Here is a 16,747-nt window from a genome sequence, read left to right as displayed (position 1 = left end):
ATGAACGATCCGAAAGCAGCCCCCCAATACGAATCCATTGTTCTGCGCATTCTCTGGATGCTGGTGTTTGCCCTGGTGTGGCAAGTGGCGCAGTTCCTCCTTGGCGCGCTGGTCGTGGTGCAATTGATCTACCGCCTGGTGTACGGCGCGCCGAGCCTGGGCCTGATGAACTTCGGCGACAGCCTCAGCCAGTTCCTGGCGCAGATCGGCCGCTTCGGCAGCTTTCACAGCGAACAAAAGCCTTGGCCTTTCGCCGATTGGCCCACCCCGCGCGCACCGGAGGGCGAGGCCGCCCACAGCGTGCCGCCGGCGCCGCACCCGGTGCGTGATGAAGAGCCGAAACTGTGAAGCTGTGGATTTTGCGCCACGGTGAGGCCGAGGGGCATGCCCCTAGCGACGCTGAACGCAACCTCACCGAGCATGGCCGCGCCGAAGTGCTGCGCAGCGCCGCGCACCTGATCGGCCAGCCGATCACGGCGATCATCGCCAGCCCCTACGTACGGGCGCAGCAGACCGCGCAACTGGTGCGCGAAGCCCTTGGTTTTGAACCTCAGGTCCGCACCGTGCCGTGGCTGACCCCGGAGGGCAACCCACTGGAGGTGCTGCAAAAACTCGAGACCGATGACACTGTGCTGCTGGTCAGCCATCAGCCATTGGTCGGCAGCCTGATCAGCTTTTTGCAGCATGGCCATCAACGCCAGCCGCAGCCGATGTACACCGCCAGCCTGGCGGAATTGGAGGGCGACTTCCCGCTGGCGGGGCTGATGAGCCTGGTGAGCGTGAAGAACCCCTAGGCGCTGGCGCTGCTTTGTGTGTGCTATACCGTAGACCAAGCAAGTGCTTGGTTGGCTATGGTCGGATCACAAAGGAGCGCGTCCCATGCCCGTCGCTGTTCGTTTGCCGTTGCACGTCTTCTTCGAACGTGAGGCGCGCCATCCGCGCCAGCGCTTTCTGGTTCAGCCCCTTCGCGGGGGCAAGGTGCAGACGCTCACCTGGAGTGAAGTAGGCCACCAGGCCCGTTGCGCTGCGCGCTGGCTGCGCGAGCGGGAATTGCCGGCGGGTTCGCACATTGCCCTGATCTCGAAAAACTGTGCGCACTGGGTCATCGCCGACCTGGCGATCTGGATGGCCGGGCATGTCTCGGTGCCGCTTTACCCCAACCTCACGGCTGACTCGGTTGCCCATGTGCTCAGGCATTCCGAAGCGGCGCTGGTGTTTGTCGGCAAACTCGACGATTGGCCCGCCATGGCCCCTGGCGTACCTGGCGGCTTGCCGACCATCAGCCTGCCGCTGTGCCCGGGTGGCGCGTTCGACTTCAGCTGGGCCGACCTCCAAGCCTGCCCGCCGATCCAGGACAACCCCGCGCCTGCGGCCGCCGACCTGGCAACCATCATCTATACCTCCGGCACCACCGGCCTGCCTAAAGGCGTGATGCACAGTTTCGGTGCCCTGGGCTTCGCCGCTACCCGCGGCGCCGAATTGTTTGGCCTGGGGGAGGGTGACCGCTTGCTGTCGTACTTGCCGCTGTGCCACGTGGCGGAGCGTATGTTCGTGGAGATGGCCGCGATCTATACCGGGCAAACCGTGTTTTTCGCCGAGAGCCTGGACACGTTTCTGGCGGACTTGCGCAGGGCACGCCCGACCGCGCTGTTTGGCGTGCCGCGTATCTGGACCAAATTCCAGATGGGGGTGTACGCCAAGATCCCGCAGAAGCGCCTCGACACCTTGCTGCGCCTGCCGTTTATCGGCAAGTACGTTGGCCATAAGGTGCTTGCCGGCTTGGGCCTGGATGCGTTGCGTATTGCGCTGTCCGGCGCGGCGCCGGTGCCGCAAGCCCTGCTGCGCTGGTATTGGCGGCTGGGCCTGGACGTGCTTGAGGTGTATGGCATGACCGAGAGCTGCGGTTATTCCCATGTGTGCCGCCCGGGCGCGCAGAAAATCGGTTGGATCGGCCCGCCGTGCCCGAGCGTCGAGGTGCGGATCGAACCGTCGGGAGAAGTGCAGGTGCGCAGCGACGCGACCATGCTCGGCTATTTCAAAGACCCGCAAAAAACCGCTGAGACACTCACTGCCGATGGTTTCCTGCGCACGGGCGACAAAGGCGAGCAGGATGCCGACGGCCGCCTGCGCCTGACCGGGCGGCTCAAGGAGATCTTCAAAACCAGCAAAGGCAAATATGTGGCCCCGGCGCCGATCGAAAACCGCCTGGCCGAACATGCGAGCATCGAGCAGGTGTGCGTGGTGGGTGATGGCCTCGCGGCGCCGATAGGGCTGTGCGTGCTGTCGGCGGCAGGCCATGACCGACAAGCGTTGCGCGCTAGCCTTGAGCGCTGGCTGGAACACGTCAACCAGGCGCTGGATAAGCACGAGCGCCTGCGTCAGTTGGTGTTGGTCAACGACAATTGGGGCGTGGAAAACGGCTTCCTGACGCCAACCTTGAAGATCAAGCGCAACGTCATCGAGTCGACCTACGGCGCGCAATTGCAGCGTTGGAGCGAGCGTTCCGAGACCGTTGTGTGGCAGGATTAGGCCCATCATAAAACCAACAAGGACTACCCCCATGAGCCTGTGGCGCACCCAACCGAATATCGAACAGCTCAATGCCGCGCAGAAAAACACCATCGGTGAACTGCTGGATATTCGCTTTGAAAGCTTCGACGACGACTCCCTGACCGCCAGCATGGTGGTCGATCACCGCACCCATCAGCCCTACGGCCTGCTGCACGGTGGCGCCTCGGTGGTGCTGGCCGAGAGCGTCGGTTCCATGGCCGCCTACTTGTGCATCGACCCCAGCAAGTTCTACTGCGTGGGCCTGGAGGTGAACGCCAACCACTTGCGCGGCGTGCGCAGCGGGCGCGTGACGGCGGTGGCCAAGGCGATCCATATCGGCCGCACCACCCAGGTGTGGGACATTCGCCTGACCACCGAGGATGGCAAGGCCAACTGCGTTTCGCGCCTGACCATGGCCGTGGTGCCCCTGGGCGAGAACCCGCCGGCGCGATAGGCGTGGCGTGAGTGTCATCATTCCTGGCAGTTACAGTCATTGCTGTGCCGACCTGGCGTTGTGACAATCCACTTTTGTTTTGGAGAGGGGGCCGGTATGTCGCAGCACGTGTTTTTTGCCCACGCCAATGGCTTCCCATCGGCCACCTACGGCAAGCTGTTTGCCGCCCTGGCCCCGCAATACAGCGTGGCTCACTTGCCGCAGCACGGCCACGACCCCAGGTTTCCCGTGGACGATAACTGGCAGAACCTGGTGGATGAATTGATCCACCATCTGGAACAACGGCCGGAACCAGTATGGGGCGTGGGCCACTCCTTGGGGGGCGTGTTGCATTTGCACGCGGCCCTGCGCCGGCCGCAACTGTATCGCGGGGTGGTAATGCTCGACTCGCCGGTACTGACCCGTGCGGACCGCTGGGTGATACGCGCGGCCAAGCGTTTCGGCTTTATCGACCGCCTGACCCCGGCGGGGCGCACCCTGGGCCGGCGTGAGGAGTTCAGCGACCTGGACGCCGCGCGCAGTTACTTCGCCGGCAAGACACTGTTTCGTGGCTTCGACCCGGATTGCTTCGAGGCTTACCTGCAACATGGCCTGTACCAGGCGGGTGATCGCCTGCGTTTGCGTTTCGACCCGGCCACTGAAATCAGCATTTACCGTGGTGTGCCCCACACCAGCCCCGGCCAGGTACGCCAGTTGAAGGTGCCCTTGGCGGTGGTGCGCGGCCGCCAGAGCCGCGTGGTGATGCGTCACCATGCCAGCGGCGTAGACCGCCTGCCGATGGGAGAGATGCTCACCATGCCGGGCGGACATATGTTCCCGCTTGAACGTCCGCAAGACACGGCGACCTTGATCAAGACCCTGTTCGCCCGCTGGCAGGCCCGCGAGCGCAGTTGCGCATGAGCACGCCGGTCGAAGAAGTCCGCCTGAGCCTGGCGCATATCGAATTGGCCGCGCATTTGTCTGGCCCGGAGGATGGCGTGCCGGTGATCGCCCTGCATGGCTGGCTGGACAACGCCAACAGCTTTGCGCGCCTGGCGCCCAAGCTCGAAGGCTTGCGCATCGTGGCGCTGGACATGGCGGGCCATGGGCATTCGGCGCACCGTCCAACCGGCGCCGGTTATGCATTGTGGGATTACGTCTTCGATGTGTTGCAAGTGGCCGAGCAACTGGGTTGGAAACGTTTTGCATTACTTGGCCATTCCCTCGGCGCCATCGTTTCTCTGGTGCTGGCCGGTGCCTTGCCGGAACGGGTCACGCACTTGGGGTTGATCGACGGTGTGATCCCTCCGACGGCCAGTGGCGAGAACGCGGCCGAGCGCCTGGGCATGGCGTTGCAGGCGCAATTGAACCTGCAAGGCAAGCGCAAGCCGGTGTACACCACCCTGGATCGCGCCGTCGAGGCGAGGATGAAAGGCTTGGTGGCCGTCAGCCGTGAAGCCGCCGAACTGCTGGCCCAGCGTGGTTTGATGCCGGTGCCGGGCGGTTATACCTGGCGCACCGATAGCCGCTTGACCCTGGCTTCGCCGATGCGTCTGACCGACGAACAGGCCATGGCTTTCGTGCGTCGTGTCGCTTGCCCTGCGCAGTTGGTGGTGGCAGCCGACGGCATGCTGGCGAAACATCCGGAATTGCTTTCCCAGCTCCCCTTTAGCGTGACGACGCTGCCAGGTGGCCATCATTTGCACCTGAATGATGAGCCCGGTGCGGTTCTTGTTGCAGACTGTTTCAATCGGTTCTTCTCCGCGCCTTGACTTGGCGCGGTCAACTGCCGAGGCTGGGCGGATTGAAAGGGAGTCAACCATGAACAATCTCAACACCGCTGCGACCTACGATGGCCAAGGCGCGTTGATCTTATGAGCGTGCGTAACGGATGTATCCGTATCTTCGGGTTGAGCCTTCTCAGCCCCTGGGTGTTTGCCGCCGACGTACCGGGTAGCCAGGACCTGCCTGCCGTGGCCCGTCAGGTCGATGCGCAAATCGTCGATTACCGCCCCGCCGAAGAAAAAGAACGTATCTACCCCATGGGCGCGATCCGCAAGATCAGCGGCCAATTGCGTTATGAAGGCCAGGCCACCGCGCGCGGCCAAACCACCGCCATTACCTATGAAATGCCCGCCGAACACAGCTCCAGCGCTGCGTTTACCGCCACCCGCGAGGCATTGCAGGCCAACGGCGCGCAACTGTTGTTCTGGTGCCAGGCCCGCGATTGCGGCGAAAGCAGCCTGTGGGCCAACGAGATTTTCGGCAACGCCAAGTTGGTGGGTGCCGATGGCCAGCAGGAATACCTGCTGCTGCGTCTGGCCGCACCGCAGGACAATGCCTTGGTAGCGTTGTACGGCATCACCCGCGGTAACCGCCGCGCCTATCTGCATGTAGAGCAAATGAACGCGAGCGCGCCGCTGGGGGCTCTGTTGCCCACCTCGGCGACGTTGTTGCGCGAGTTGAAAAGCACCGGCGAGCTGGACTTTCCCGCACTCGGCGCAGAGCCGGACGCCACCTGGCTGACCTTGATCTCCCGTGGCTTGAACCTCGACACCACGTTGCGCGTCAGCCTGGCCGGCCCGCATGCCGAGGCCTGGCGCCAGGCCTTGGTCGACACAGGCGTGCGCGCCGCCCGTTTGGAAACCGGTACCGCTGAAACCAAAGGCCTGCACCTGCATCTGATACGCTGACCGCTACCAGGCGAACGGACCCGCGCCGTTCGCCTAAGCTCTCTTCCTACAGTCTTCTTCTCGAGATACCCATGCTCAATAACGATCGCCTGCTGGTGCAAATCCTGCTGCTGGTGTTGTTTGGTGCCAGCTTCTGGGTGATGGCGCCATTTTGGTCGGCGCTGTTCTGGGGCGCGGTACTGGCATTTGCCAGTTGGCCGCTGATGGTGCTGCTGACGCGCTGGCTGGGCGGCCGCGAATCGTTGGCGGCCGGCATCCTGACCCTGGGTTGGATGCTGCTGGTGGCGGTGCCGCTGGTGTGGCTGGGGTTCAACCTGGCGGACCATGTGCGCGACGCCGTGGCATTGATCAAGGATATTCAGGTCGACGGCCTGCCCGAGGCGCCGACCTGGCTGGGTTCGATCCCTTTTGTGGGGGAGCGCCTGGTCGGGATGTGGAACAGCATCGATCAGCAGGGTGCGGCGTTGATGGTCAGCCTCAAGCCTTACCTGGGCCAGGTGGGCAACTGGTTGCTGGCGCGCAGTGCGCAGATCGGCGGCGGCATCCTTGAACTGACCTTGAGCCTGGTGTTCGTATTCTTTTTCTATCGCGATGGCCCACGGTTGGCGATGTTCGTGCACCGCCTGTTGGAGCGCCTGATCGGTGACCGCGCGGGGTACTACATCGAACTGGTGGCCGGTACGGTGCAACGGGTGGTCAACGGCGTGATCGGCACCGCCGCCGCCCAAGCCGTGCTGGCGCTGATCGGCTTCCTGATCGCCGGTGTGCCGGGCGCGCTGGTGCTGGGGATCGTCACGTTCCTGCTCAGCCTGATCCCCATGGGCCCGCCGCTGGTGTGGATCCCGGCCACGGCCTGGCTGGCATGGAAGGGCGACTACACCTACGCGGTGTTCCTGGGCGTGTGGGGCACGTTCATCATCAGCGGCGTGGACAACGTGCTCAAGCCGTACCTGATCAGCCGTGGCGGCAACCTGCCGCTGGTGATCGTGTTGCTCGGGGTATTCGGCGGTTTGATCGCCTTTGGCTTTATCGGCCTGTTTATCGGCCCCACCCTGTTGGCCGTGGCGTACAGCCTGCTGACGGATTGGAGCGCCACCCAGGCGCAGGGGCGCCGCGAAGACAAACCGTCGTAGTGGCTACCGGGTCAGGTGCGGGGTAACCACATCACCGCCGTCAAGCCGCCGCCTGGGGTCTCCTCCAGGCTCAGGCGGCCGCCGAGGCGTTCCACGGCGTCTTTGGCAATCGTCATGCCCAAACCCACGCCGCCGGAATTGCGATTGCGGGAGCCTTCGAGCCGATAGAACGGCTCGAACACCGCCTCGCGCTTGTCGGCGGCAATGCCCGGGCCCTGGTCGATCACCCGAATTACCAAGGCTTCGCTGCTGTCCGCCAGCTCGATACGTGCCGTGCCGGCATAGCGCAACGCATTGTCGATCAGGTTGTTCAAGCAGGAGCGCAAGGCCATGGGCTGCACCTGCAGTGGGGCGCAGGTGCCGGTGAATTGCACATCCGACCCCTGGTCCTGGGCGTTTTCACTCGTCGACTCCACCAGGGCTTGCACGTCCAGCCAGTGTCGGGTTTCGCTGGTGCGCTGTTCGTGCAGGTAGCTCAGGGTGGCGTCGAGCATACCGATCATGTCGTCCAGGTCCTGGCGCATCTGGCCCTGCAATTTTGTATCGTCGATCTGCTCCAGGCGCAGCTTGAGGCGTGACAGCGGAGTGCGCAGGTCGTGGGAGACAGCGCCGAGCATGCGCCCGCGCTGGCTGACCTGTTCGCGAATGCGCTTTTGCATCAGGTTGAAGGTCGAGGCTGCCTGGCGCGCTTCCCGTGGGCCGGATTCGTCGAGGGGCGGGCTGTCGAGGTCCAGGCTCAAGCGTTCTGCCGCTTCGCTCAGGCGCTGGATCGGTCGGCTCAACAATTTGGCACCGTACCAGGCCGCAATAATCAGCGAGAAAAATTGAAAGGTCAGGGGCACGACCGGGCCGCCGAACCAAGGGCGGGGGGGCTTTTCGCGCAGCGGCATGCTGCTCGCGCCCGGCTGCTCGATAAAACGCTCCGGCGGTGGAGGCGGTTGCCCGTAGTGGTGAAACCAGAAGAACGCCAGCGCATGGGCCAGCACAATCGCCACCAGCAACACGCCGAACAACCGACCAAACAGTGTGTTGAAGGGCGCACGCATCAACCGATATCCCGTGCGTCGAACAGATAGCCTTCGCCGCGCACGGTCTTGATCAACTGCGGGGCCTTGGGGTCGTCCCCCAGTTTCTGGCGCAGGCGCGAGACGAGCAGGTCGATGCTGCGATCAAATGCTTCGATGGAACGCCCACGGGCCGCATCCAGCAATTGCTCGCGGCTCAGCACCCGGCGCGGGCGCTCGATAAACACCCACAACAGACGGAACTCGGCGTTGGACAGCGGCACCACCAGGCCGTTGTCGGCCACCAACTGGCGCAGCACGCTGTTGAGGCGCCAGTTGTCGAAGCGGATATTGGCGCGTTGCTCGGTACGGTCATCCCGCACCCGGCGCAGGATGGTCTGGATACGCGCCACCAGCTCGCGCGGCTCGAACGGCTTGGACATGTAGTCGTCGGCGCCCAGCTCCAGGCCGATGATGCGATCGGTGGGCTCGCAGCGGGCGGTGAGCATCAGGATCGGGATATCCGACTCCGCGCGCAGCCAGCGGCACAGCGACAGGCCGTCTTCGCCTGGCAGCATCAGGTCGAGCACCACCACGTCAAAGGTTTCGGCCTGCATGGCCAGGCGCATCGCGGTGCCGTCAGTGACGCCGGTGGCGAAGATATTGAAGCGGGCCAGGTAGTCGATCAGCAATTCGCGGATCGGCACATCGTCATCGACGATCAGCGCGCGGGTGTTCCAACGTTTTTCATCGGCGATTACCGCGCCTTTCTGTTCGCCGTTCACTGGGACAAAGGGGGTCTGCATAGTGCGATCGTCTGCCTGGTTGTTGCGGTCAGCATAGGCGCCCAGCCCCATGGCTGGAAGTGCTGGTCGGTAGGTCGTGCGAGCGAGGCTAGCGGCGGGGCGTGTTGGGGGCATGTCGTGAATGTATCGGCTTTGACATAATGCCCGCCAATGCCCGCCGGGTAGCGCTTGGTCAGTATTTACCGATCATCGGATCCCGCAACGGCGCCGCTTGCGCTACAATCCGCGCCGATTTCGACTTGCCTGAGAGCCCATCCCAATGTCCGTCTGCCAGACTCCTATCATCGTCGCCCTGGATTACCCCACCCGTGACGCCGCACTGAAGCTGGCTGACCAGTTGGACCCCGCGCTTTGCCGGGTCAAGGTCGGCAAGGAACTGTTCACCAGTTGCGCCGCGGAAATCGTCGGCACCCTGCGTGACAAAGGCTTTGAAGTGTTCCTCGACCTGAAATTCCACGATATCCCCAACACCACCGCGATGGCGGTCAAGGCTGCCGCCGAAATGGGCGTGTGGATGGTCAACGTGCACTGCTCAGGCGGCCTGCGCATGATGAGTGCCTGCCGCGAAGTGCTGGAACAGCGCAGCGGCCCCAAGCCCCTGCTGATCGGTGTGACCGTGCTGACCAGCATGGAACGCGAAGACCTGGCGGCGATCGGCCTGGACATCGAGCCCCAGGAGCAGGTACTGCGCCTGGCCGCCCTGGCACAGAAAGCCGGCCTTGATGGCCTGGTGTGCTCGGCCCTGGAAGCCCAGGCGCTGAAGACCGCTCACCCGTCGTTGCAATTGGTGACGCCGGGTATCCGTCCCGCAGGCAGCGCCCACGACGATCAGCGCCGTATCCTGACCCCGCGCCAGGCGCTGGACGCGGGTTCCGACTATCTGGTGATCGGTCGTCCGATCAGCCAGGCGGCCGATCCGGCCAAGGCGTTGGCGGCGGTAGTGGCCGAGATCGCCTGACCTTGGGGCATACGCGGTAAAAAAACAGGGGAGCGAGCCAAGCCCGCTCCCCTGTTGAGAGGTTCCAGGGTGGTTCAGTTGACCTTGAGTACCAACTTGCCGAAGTTCTCGCCGTTGAATAGCTTCATCAGCGTCTCCGGGAAGGTCTCCAGCCCGTCTACGATGTCTTCTTTGCTCTTGAGCTTGCCCTGGGCCATCCAACCGGCCATCTCCTGCCCGGCAGCGGCAAAGTTCGCCGCATGATCCATCACCACAAAGCCTTCCATGCGCGCGCGATTGACCAGCAGTGCCAAGTAATTGGCCGGGCCTTTCACGGCTTCCTTGTTGTTGTACTGGCTGATGGCGCCGCAAATCACCACCCGTGCCTTCAGCGCCAGGCGGCTGAGCACCGCGTCGAGAATGTCGCCGCCGACGTTATCGAAATACACATCCACGCCTTTGGGGCATTCACGTTTGAGGGCGGCGGGTACGTCTTCGTTCTTGTAGTCGATGGCGGCGTCGAAGCCCAGTTCATCCACCAGGAACTTGCACTTGTCGGCACCGCCGGCAATGCCGATCACGCGGCAGCCCTTGAGTTTGGCGATTTGCCCGGCAATGCTGCCCACCGCGCCGGCCGCGCCGGAGATCACCACGGTTTCGCCGGCTTTGGGCGCGCCGGTGTCCAGCAGGGCAAAGTAGGCGGTCATGCCAGTCATGCCCAACGCGGACAGGTAGCGGGGCAGAGGCGCCAGTGACGGATCAACCTTATAGAAACCCCGCGGTTCGCCGACGAAGTAATCCTGCACGCCCAGGGCACCGTTCACGTAGTCCCCGACGGCGAAGTTGGGGTGGTTCGACGCAATTACTTTACCCACGCCCAACGCGCGCATGACTTCGCCGATACCGACGGGCGGAATGTAGGACTTGCCCTCATTCATCCAGCCGCGCATGGCCGGGTCGAGGGACAGGTATTCGTTGTGTACCAACACTTGCCCGTCCGCCGGCGTGCCCACCGGCACTTCCTGGTAGGTGAAGGTGTCCCGGGTGGCTGCGCCGACCGGGCGTTTGGCGAGCAGGAATTGGCGATTGGTCTGGGCGGTCATGGCAGCGGCTCTTTAGAAATGAAGCATGAGTGATAGACCTTCCAGGGCCTGCGGGCAAGGTTCGTGCTGGGGGCGAATGCTTGTCGATAGGTGTCATTGATAGTCGGCCCTGGAGGCTTATCACCCGCACTCATGCAGCGCTAACCGGCCGTTTGATAGTGCTGACGTGCAAGTCCCGGCGTTGGCTAGACTCGCGCCACCGCTATTTCTTCCACAGGACATTCCCATGAGCATGACGTTTTCCGGCCAGGTCGCCCTGGTGACCGGCGCCGCCGCCGGTATTGGCCGCGCCACCGCGCTGGCGTTCGCCGCAGAAGGTTTGAAGGTCGTGGTTGCCGACCTGGATGTGGCGGGCGGCGAGGGCACTGTGGCGTTGATCCGGCAAGCTGGCGGTGAGGCGCTGTTCGTGCGCTGCAACGTCACGCTGGAGGCGGACGTGCAACAACTGATGGCGCAAACCGTCAACGCCTATGGCCGTCTTGACTACGCCTTCAATAACGCCGGGATCGAGATCGAGAAAGGCAAGCTGGCGGACGGCAGCCTGGATGAGTTCGACGCCATCATGGGCGTCAACGTCAAGGGGGTGTGGCTGTGCATGAAGTATCAGTTGCCGTTGCTGCTGGCCCAGGGCGGCGGTGCCATCGTCAATACCGCATCGGTGGCGGGCTTGGGCGCGGCGCCGAAAATGAGCATTTATGCGGCTTCCAAACACGCCGTGATCGGCCTGACCAAGTCGGCGGCCATCGAGTATGCGAAGAAGAAAGTCCGCGTCAACGCGGTGTGCCCGGCGGTGATCGACACCGATATGTTCCGCCGCGCCTATGAGGCCGACCCCCGCAAGGCCGAATTCGCTGCGGCCATGCACCCGGTTGGGCGGATCGGCAAAGTCGAGGAAATCGCCAGCGCCGTGTTGTACCTGTGCAGCGATGGCGCTGCGTTCACCACCGGCCACGCCCTGGCGGTCGACGGTGGCGCGACGGCGATCTAGGACCTTGCGCCGCACCCTATTCGAAAAAGTCTGGGGTGCTGTGGGGCTTTTCCAAAGCTGGCAAAACGCTGTGATCGAATGTGTATCATTAGGTAAATAAGCTAATAAAATCAATAATTTAATAGATTTTTGCCGCCGGCCACTACGGGCTTCTGTGCTTAACTCTTCGGGTTGAAATCAGACAGTTGAAGTGAGTGGCTCATGGATTTAGGGATCGATCGACAAGCCCTTGTACCGGTGGTGCAGCAAATCGTCAGCGCGGTGGCGCAATGGATCCGCAAGGACGGGGTGAGTCCCGGCACGCGCCTGCCGTCCATCCGGCAGGTGGCCCTGGATAACCTGCTTAGCCAATCCAGCGTCATCGAGGCCTTCGAGCGGATGGTCGCTCAAGGGTTGCTGGCACCGAGGCAGGGCTCGGGGTTTGTGGTGGCCCAGCCGCCTGTCTCGCACGAGGGCCACTGGTATGAGGGCGCGGAGCGCGATTGGGGGGCGTTTGCCGATAACCCCGTGGGCGAGCTTAAACTCGGCTGCGGCTGGCTGCCGGATACCTGGCATGAAAGCGATGACATCAGTTATGCCATTCGTGAAGTCACCCGCTCCGACACGGCGGGCCTGTTCAACTACAGCACCCCGTTGGGTTTGCCCGTGCTGCGCGAGCAACTGCTCAAGCACCTTACCCGGGTTCACATCGCCACCAGCCTTGATCGCATCCTCACGACCGCAGGCGCCAGCCATGCCCAGGACCTGTTGATACGCACGTTACTTCGGGCCGGTGACAGCGTGGTGGTGGAAACGCCGGGGTATGGCAACCTCTATCGGCAATTGGCGTTCCAGGGCGTGCACCTGCTGGAAGTGCCGCGCACCCGAGGCGGCCCGGACCTGCCGGCGCTGGAAACGCTGTTGCAGCAGCATCGCCCCAAATGCCTGTTCATTCACAGCCTGTATCACAACCCCACCGGGACCAGCCTCGGTCGGGCGGTGGCCGAGCGCTTGCTGGAGCTGGCCCATCGCGACAACTTCCTGATCATTGAAGAAGACGTCTACGGGGATCTGCAGCACGCCAGCTGCACACGGCTTTCGGCGCTGCCCCATGGCGATCGCGTGATCTACATCGCAAGTTTTTCCAAGACCCTGAGCAGCGCGTTGCGCGTGGGCTACCTCTGTGCCAGCGCGGCGATCATCGCGCAGTTGGTCAGCCTCAAGACGTTGACCGGTTTCGGCACTTCGCGGTTTGCCGAAGCAGTGGTCGCCGCGCTGCTGGCCAATGGTACGTACCGCAAGTGGGTGCAGCGCTTGCGCAAGCGGCTGCGCACGGAAATGACCGCCACGTTGCAAGTGCTGGAGGACGAAGAATGGGAGGTGTTCGCCGTGCCCGCCGGCGGCATGTTGTTATGGGCGCGACCGGCCGAGAGTGAGCTGTCGCGGCTACAAGCCTGTGCCCGACGGCTGGGGGTGCTGCTGTCGCCTGGGGCGCTGTTCAGCCCGACCGGTGAACACAGTGAGTGGCTGCGTATAAATGTGGCCTATGCTGCTGATCAGCGGGCCTTGGCCTTGTTCCGTGCCATGGCACCTGCCAGATCGACCTCGACCATCCTGAAAACGACGATCGTGTAGCTTTTTGCCATTATTGTGGCGCCGACGCCTTGTGTTGATGGCCTGGTCGTTGCGAATCTCGTGTCTTGTCAATCGGGCTTGATGGCATCTGCCATTGCAAGAGGATCACGTGCAATGATTTCGGGCGTGCAACGACGTTTCGCCAACCTCGGTATGGCGAAAAAACTGGCTCTTGGATTCACTCTGGTGCTGCTGCTGACGGCCTTGGTAGCGGCTATCGGCGTGTGGTCATTGCAAACCGTTGGTCAGCGTTTCGAAGACCTCAAGGCCATGTCGTCGCTCAACAGCGGTTTGTTCAAGGTGCGCTTGATCGAGCAGGACTATGCATTGCATGCCGACCCCAAGGCGGTCGATGCCTTGCATGAAAGTATCGATGCCCTGGCCGCGCAGGCGGCCAGCCTCAAGGCCCAGTCTGCGGCGAATGTGCCGGTGATGACGGATGTAGAGCAGGCTCTGGCCGCCTACCGCAAGGCGTTCGACGAGTTTGTCGAACTGACCCAGACCAAGGACCTGGCCCTGGAAATGGCCAGTTGGTCGGTGTCCAGTGTGGCCAATAACCTCGACGTGTTGCAGGCCGGGCTGGCGGACGACGGCGCCTATGGTCTCAAGGAAAGCCAAGGCAAGGAGGGCGCCGAGTTTATCGAGCAGGCCGGCCAGGTCAGTCAGGTCTCGCGTTTGATGCTGCAGGCCATGAACGAAGCCCACGTGCGCCTGGACCAGAGCCGCAGGGTCGATGCGGATGACGCCGAGCAAGGCAAGATCGAGCAGGCCGATCAAGCCCTGGCTCAGGTGGAACAGCTGAAAACCGCGGTCAAGGACCCTGGCTACCAGACGGTACTCGGCGAAGTCTCGGGGCATATCGCCGCCTTCAGCGAGAAACTGGGCGAATACACCGGCCTGCTGGCGCAGGAAAAGGTCGTCTACAAACAGTTGCATGATCGGGCCGACCAAGTGGTCAGCCGGGTCAACCAGGCCTATGACGCTGAAGATGTGTCGATGCGGGCACAACTGAAGAAAAGCGCGATGTTGATCATCGGGTCGTCGGCGTTGGCGTTGCTGGTGGGGTTGATTGCGGCCTGGGTGATTACGCGCCTGATCGTCGCGCCGCTGCGCAGTGTGATCGCGGTGGCGCAGCAAATCGCAGCCGGTGATCTGAGTGGGCGCATGGAGGTCAGCCGCCGGGATGAAATCGGGCAGTTGATGCAGGCGATGCAACAGATGGGGAACGGCTTGAGCGATATGGTCAGTGGGCTGCAAGCTGGCATTGAGCAATTGGCCAGCTCGGCGCATTCGTTGTCCAGCGTCACCGAGCAGACCAATGTCGAGGTCAGCAGCCAGAAGGAAGAAACCGAGCAAGTGGCCACGGCGATGAACCAGATGACCGCTACCGTGCACGACGTGGCGCGCAATGCCGAAGAGGCCGCGCAAGCCGCGCAGACGGCGGACGACAAGGTTGACAGCGGCCAACAAGTGGTCCGCCAGAGTTTGCAGCGCATCGAGTTGCTGGCCAATTCGAGCACCAGTGCCAGTGCCAGCATCCAAAGCCTCAGCGCCGAAATCCAGAACATCGGCACGGTGTTGAGCGTCATCAAGAGCGTGGCCGAGCAGACTAACCTGCTGGCCTTGAACGCAGCCATCGAGGCCGCCCGTGCAGGTGAGCAAGGCCGTGGCTTTGCCGTGGTCGCCGATGAGGTCCGGGCGCTGGCCAAGCGGACTCAGCAATCGACCGAAGAAATCGAGAGGCTGGTCAGCACCTTGCGCAGCGCGGCGCAGTCGTGAGAGTGTCAGATTTTTTGTGTTCGGGCCGGTTAAGGCCTGCCGTCAGGCAGGCCCTATCTTTACCAGGTCGGCCTGATAAATCGATCTCCGTACAGAATCGCAAATTGATTCATTGCGTTCTTCCAATCATGAGCCGCACTGCCCCAGTTCGCGGTGATATTTCGTAATGCCAGCCAGATTAGCTTTGTCGCGGCCTCATCCGTTGGGAAGTGGCCTCGCGTTTTGATGACCTTGCGCAACTGGGCATTGATACTCTCGATGGCATTGGTTGTGTAGATCACTTTGCGTATTGCCGGGGGAAACACGAAGAACGGTATAACTCGATCCCAAGCACGTTTCCAAGCCGATACGACTGTCGGATATTGCTTACCCCAAGGCCCGGCTTCGAAAGCCAGTAGCGCTTGTTCTGCGGCGTCAGCATTGAGTGCTTGATAGATCGGTTTCAGTGCCTTGGCCAGCTCACGGCGCTTATCCCACGGGGCGTAATCGAGGCTGTTACGGATCAGGTGGACGATGCAGGTCTGCAACGTCGTCTCAGGAAACACAGCACTCAGCGCTTCGGGCATGCCTTTGAGACCGTCAGTTACGGCGATCAAGACGTCTTCGACGCCTCGGGTTTTCAGGTCGTTAAAGACCTTCATCCAAAATTTGGCGCCTTCGGTTGTTTCAATCCAAATGCCCAGAATATCTCGCGTTCCGTCCGGCAATACTCCCAGTGCCAAGTAGATCGCTTTGTTGCGAACCAGGCCTTCGTCGCGAATTTTGACTCGCAATGCATCGAAGAAAATTACCGGGTACATCGGTTCAAGCGGTCGCTGTTGCCAGGCGGTAACCTCCTCCAACACTGCGTCAGTGACTGAGCTGATGAAATCGTGAGAGACGTCTGTTCCGTACTGTTCAGAGAGAAACGCCCGGATTTCGCGAACCGTCATGCCTCGGGCATACATCGCGATAATCTTGTCATCGAAGCCGGTAAAACGCCGTTCGTGTTTGGGGATCAGAATCGGAGCAAAGCTTCCATCACGGTCTCTGGGAATGTCCAAACGCAGCGGACCGTCATCGGTTAGCACCGTTTTTCCGCTCTTGCCGTTGCGCTGGTTACTCGATTCCTCAGGGCGCTCCGCGCCCTGAGGGTAGCCAAGGTGGTGGCCCAACTCGGCACCAAGAGCTCGCTCGATCAGCGCCTTTTTGAACGCCATCGAGGCATCCTGAATGGCTTCGGCACTCATCGGGCCGCTGACGAACTGGTCGATCAGCTCTTGGGGAATGGATGGAAGGTCTCGCGGGGCCTCACGGGCCGGTTTCTTTTTGGTCGGCATACATGCACCTCTATCAACATGTTATGCCCGAACACAAAATTTATGACAGGCCCCAGTCGTCGGTGCAACAGATCCAGCAAAGTGGCGAACTGGTGAAGTTGGCGGTCAGTGATGCCCTGGAAACAGAAAGTGCCTTGGGCAGCATCGCGGCGGCGGTGTCATTGATTCAACAGATGAACCAGCAGATCGCCGCCGCGGCCGAAGAGCAAAGCTCGGTGGCCGAAGAGATCAACCGCAGTGTCACCAGTATCCGTGCCAGCGCCGATCAGTCGGCGTTGAGCATGCAGGGTAACGCCGCGTCCAGCATCCAACTGGCGCAGTTGGGGGCGCAGCTCAAGGGGATGGTGGGGCACTTCCGCCTCTGATCGCCGCCGGGGAGCGGTGAGCA

General features: G+C 62.3%; 15 protein-coding genes and 2 pseudogenes. 13 read left to right on the top strand and 4 right to left on the bottom strand.

All coding sequences use genetic code 11. The annotated features are described in order from the left end of the window. The 8 genes from AB4O23_RS23655 to AB4O23_RS23620 all read left to right on the top strand — a co-directional run bounded on the left by AB4O23_RS23655 (position 1) and on the right by AB4O23_RS23620 (position 6,809). Positions 1–348 (top strand): DUF4389 domain-containing protein, encoded by a 348-nt coding sequence (locus AB4O23_RS23655; RefSeq protein ID WP_017529294.1) that lies wholly within the window; start codon positions 1–3, stop codon positions 346–348. After that, a complete protein-coding gene (gene sixA, locus AB4O23_RS23650; RefSeq protein WP_065878005.1) occupies positions 345–794 on the top strand; it encodes a phosphohistidine phosphatase SixA in 450 nt (149 codons plus the stop codon). The genes AB4O23_RS23655 and sixA overlap by 4 nt, the downstream gene beginning before the upstream one ends. Before the next feature lie 85 nt (positions 795–879). Then, the gene (locus AB4O23_RS23645; RefSeq protein WP_116079445.1) at positions 880–2,529 is read left to right on the top strand and encodes an AMP-binding protein; all 1,650 of its coding nucleotides are present in this window, start codon (positions 880–882) and stop codon (positions 2,527–2,529) included. A gap of 31 nt (positions 2,530–2,560) precedes the next feature. Beyond that, a complete protein-coding gene (locus AB4O23_RS23640) occupies positions 2,561–3,004 on the top strand; it encodes a hotdog fold thioesterase (protein ID WP_017529291.1) in 444 nt (147 codons plus the stop codon). A gap of 96 nt (positions 3,005–3,100) precedes the next feature. Beyond that, complete coding sequence (locus AB4O23_RS23635; RefSeq protein WP_065878009.1) at positions 3,101–3,904, top strand: alpha/beta fold hydrolase; 804 nt, start codon at positions 3,101–3,103, stop codon at positions 3,902–3,904. Then, positions 3,901–4,755, top strand: a complete 855-nt coding sequence (locus AB4O23_RS23630; RefSeq protein WP_017529289.1) for an alpha/beta hydrolase — start codon at positions 3,901–3,903, stop codon at positions 4,753–4,755. Before AB4O23_RS23635 ends, AB4O23_RS23630 begins: the two co-directional genes overlap by 4 nt. A 102-nt stretch (positions 4,756–4,857) precedes the next feature. Continuing rightward, a complete protein-coding gene (locus AB4O23_RS23625) occupies positions 4,858–5,676 on the top strand; it encodes a DUF4892 domain-containing protein (protein WP_017529288.1) in 819 nt (272 codons plus the stop codon). A gap of 71 nt (positions 5,677–5,747) precedes the next feature. Next, positions 5,748–6,809, top strand: coding sequence for an AI-2E family transporter (locus AB4O23_RS23620; protein WP_017529287.1), 1,062 nt, complete (start codon positions 5,748–5,750; stop codon positions 6,807–6,809). 11 nt (positions 6,810–6,820) lie between these two features. Here AB4O23_RS23620 and AB4O23_RS23615 read toward each other — a convergent pair whose 3' ends face one another. Together AB4O23_RS23615 and AB4O23_RS23610 are read right to left on the bottom strand one after the other, a co-directional pair. Beyond that, positions 6,821–7,855: a sensor histidine kinase gene (locus AB4O23_RS23615; protein WP_065878013.1), complete on the bottom strand. Its 1,035-nt coding sequence runs from the start codon at positions 7,853–7,855 to the stop codon at positions 6,821–6,823. Then, on the bottom strand, positions 7,855–8,619 hold the full coding sequence (locus AB4O23_RS23610; protein ID WP_065878062.1) for a response regulator: 765 nt from the start codon (positions 8,617–8,619) through the stop codon (positions 7,855–7,857). Before AB4O23_RS23610 ends, AB4O23_RS23615 begins: the two co-directional genes overlap by 1 nt. 259 nt (positions 8,620–8,878) lie before the next feature. Here AB4O23_RS23610 and pyrF point away from each other — a divergent pair, with 259 nt between their 5' ends. Continuing rightward, positions 8,879–9,577 (top strand): orotidine-5'-phosphate decarboxylase, encoded by a 699-nt coding sequence (gene pyrF / locus AB4O23_RS23605; protein ID WP_017530388.1) that lies wholly within the window; start codon positions 8,879–8,881, stop codon positions 9,575–9,577. A 74-nt stretch (positions 9,578–9,651) separates the two neighbouring features. Here the strand turns inward: pyrF and AB4O23_RS23600 are convergent, their stop codons facing one another. Continuing rightward, positions 9,652–10,659 (bottom strand): NADP-dependent oxidoreductase, encoded by a 1,008-nt coding sequence (locus AB4O23_RS23600; RefSeq protein ID WP_017530387.1) that lies wholly within the window; start codon positions 10,657–10,659, stop codon positions 9,652–9,654. Positions 10,660–10,885: 226 nt separating this feature from the next. On the opposite strand from AB4O23_RS23600, the gene AB4O23_RS23595 reads away from it, so the two are divergent. From AB4O23_RS23595 to AB4O23_RS23585, 3 genes and pseudogenes are all read left to right on the top strand, one after another. Beyond that, entirely contained in the window at positions 10,886–11,647 is a 762-nt protein-coding gene (locus AB4O23_RS23595) for an SDR family oxidoreductase (RefSeq protein WP_017530386.1), read from the top strand. Positions 11,648–11,848: 201 nt separating this feature from the next. Continuing rightward, complete coding sequence (locus AB4O23_RS23590) at positions 11,849–13,261, top strand: aminotransferase-like domain-containing protein (protein ID WP_017530385.1); 1,413 nt, start codon at positions 11,849–11,851, stop codon at positions 13,259–13,261. 114 nt (positions 13,262–13,375) lie between these two features. Further along, positions 13,376–15,031: pseudogene (locus AB4O23_RS23585) on the top strand (methyl-accepting chemotaxis protein); the annotation flags it as partial. 68 nt (positions 15,032–15,099) lie between these two features. Here the strand turns inward: AB4O23_RS23585 and AB4O23_RS23580 are convergent. Further along, positions 15,100–16,359, bottom strand: a complete 1,260-nt coding sequence (locus AB4O23_RS23580; protein WP_015372597.1) for an IS256 family transposase — start codon at positions 16,357–16,359, stop codon at positions 15,100–15,102. Positions 16,360–16,412: 53 nt separating this feature from the next. Between AB4O23_RS23580 and AB4O23_RS23575 the strand changes: the two are divergent. Further along, positions 16,413–16,724, top strand: a pseudogene (locus AB4O23_RS23575) (methyl-accepting chemotaxis protein); the annotation flags it as partial. Positions 16,725–16,747: the final 23 nt, after the last annotated feature.

Source organism: Pseudomonas sp. H2_A10 (genome assembly GCF_054680085.1).
Note: the sequence above shows the minus strand (reverse complement) of the source record. Positions and strands in the feature narration are given on the sequence as shown.

Bases quoted from the DNA above. Each gene is read 5' to 3' on its own strand.
- AB4O23_RS23655 (WP_017529294.1), top strand. From the start codon at position 1: ATGAACGATCCGAAAGCAGCCCCCCAATACGAATCCATTGTTCTGCGC.
- AB4O23_RS23645 (WP_116079445.1), top strand. From the start codon at position 880: ATGCCCGTCGCTGTTCGTTTGCCGTTGCACGTCTTCTTCGAACGTGAG.
- AB4O23_RS23640 (WP_017529291.1), top strand. From the start codon at position 2,561: ATGAGCCTGTGGCGCACCCAACCGAATATCGAACAGCTCAATGCCGCG.
- AB4O23_RS23635 (WP_065878009.1), top strand. From the start codon at position 3,101: ATGTCGCAGCACGTGTTTTTTGCCCACGCCAATGGCTTCCCATCGGCC.
- AB4O23_RS23630 (WP_017529289.1), top strand. From the start codon at position 3,901: ATGAGCACGCCGGTCGAAGAAGTCCGCCTGAGCCTGGCGCATATCGAA.
- AB4O23_RS23625 (WP_017529288.1), top strand. From the start codon at position 4,858: ATGAGCGTGCGTAACGGATGTATCCGTATCTTCGGGTTGAGCCTTCTC.
- AB4O23_RS23620 (WP_017529287.1), top strand. From the start codon at position 5,748: ATGCTCAATAACGATCGCCTGCTGGTGCAAATCCTGCTGCTGGTGTTG.
- AB4O23_RS23615 (WP_065878013.1), bottom strand. From the start codon at position 7,855: ATGCGTGCGCCCTTCAACACACTGTTTGGTCGGTTGTTCGGCGTGTTG.
- AB4O23_RS23610 (WP_065878062.1), bottom strand. From the start codon at position 8,619: ATGCAGACCCCCTTTGTCCCAGTGAACGGCGAACAGAAAGGCGCGGTA.
- pyrF (WP_017530388.1), top strand. From the start codon at position 8,879: ATGTCCGTCTGCCAGACTCCTATCATCGTCGCCCTGGATTACCCCACC.
- AB4O23_RS23600 (WP_017530387.1), bottom strand. From the start codon at position 10,659: ATGACCGCCCAGACCAATCGCCAATTCCTGCTCGCCAAACGCCCGGTC.
- AB4O23_RS23595 (WP_017530386.1), top strand. From the start codon at position 10,886: ATGAGCATGACGTTTTCCGGCCAGGTCGCCCTGGTGACCGGCGCCGCC.
- AB4O23_RS23590 (WP_017530385.1), top strand. From the start codon at position 11,849: ATGGATTTAGGGATCGATCGACAAGCCCTTGTACCGGTGGTGCAGCAA.
- AB4O23_RS23580 (WP_015372597.1), bottom strand. From the start codon at position 16,359: ATGCCGACCAAAAAGAAACCGGCCCGTGAGGCCCCGCGAGACCTTCCA.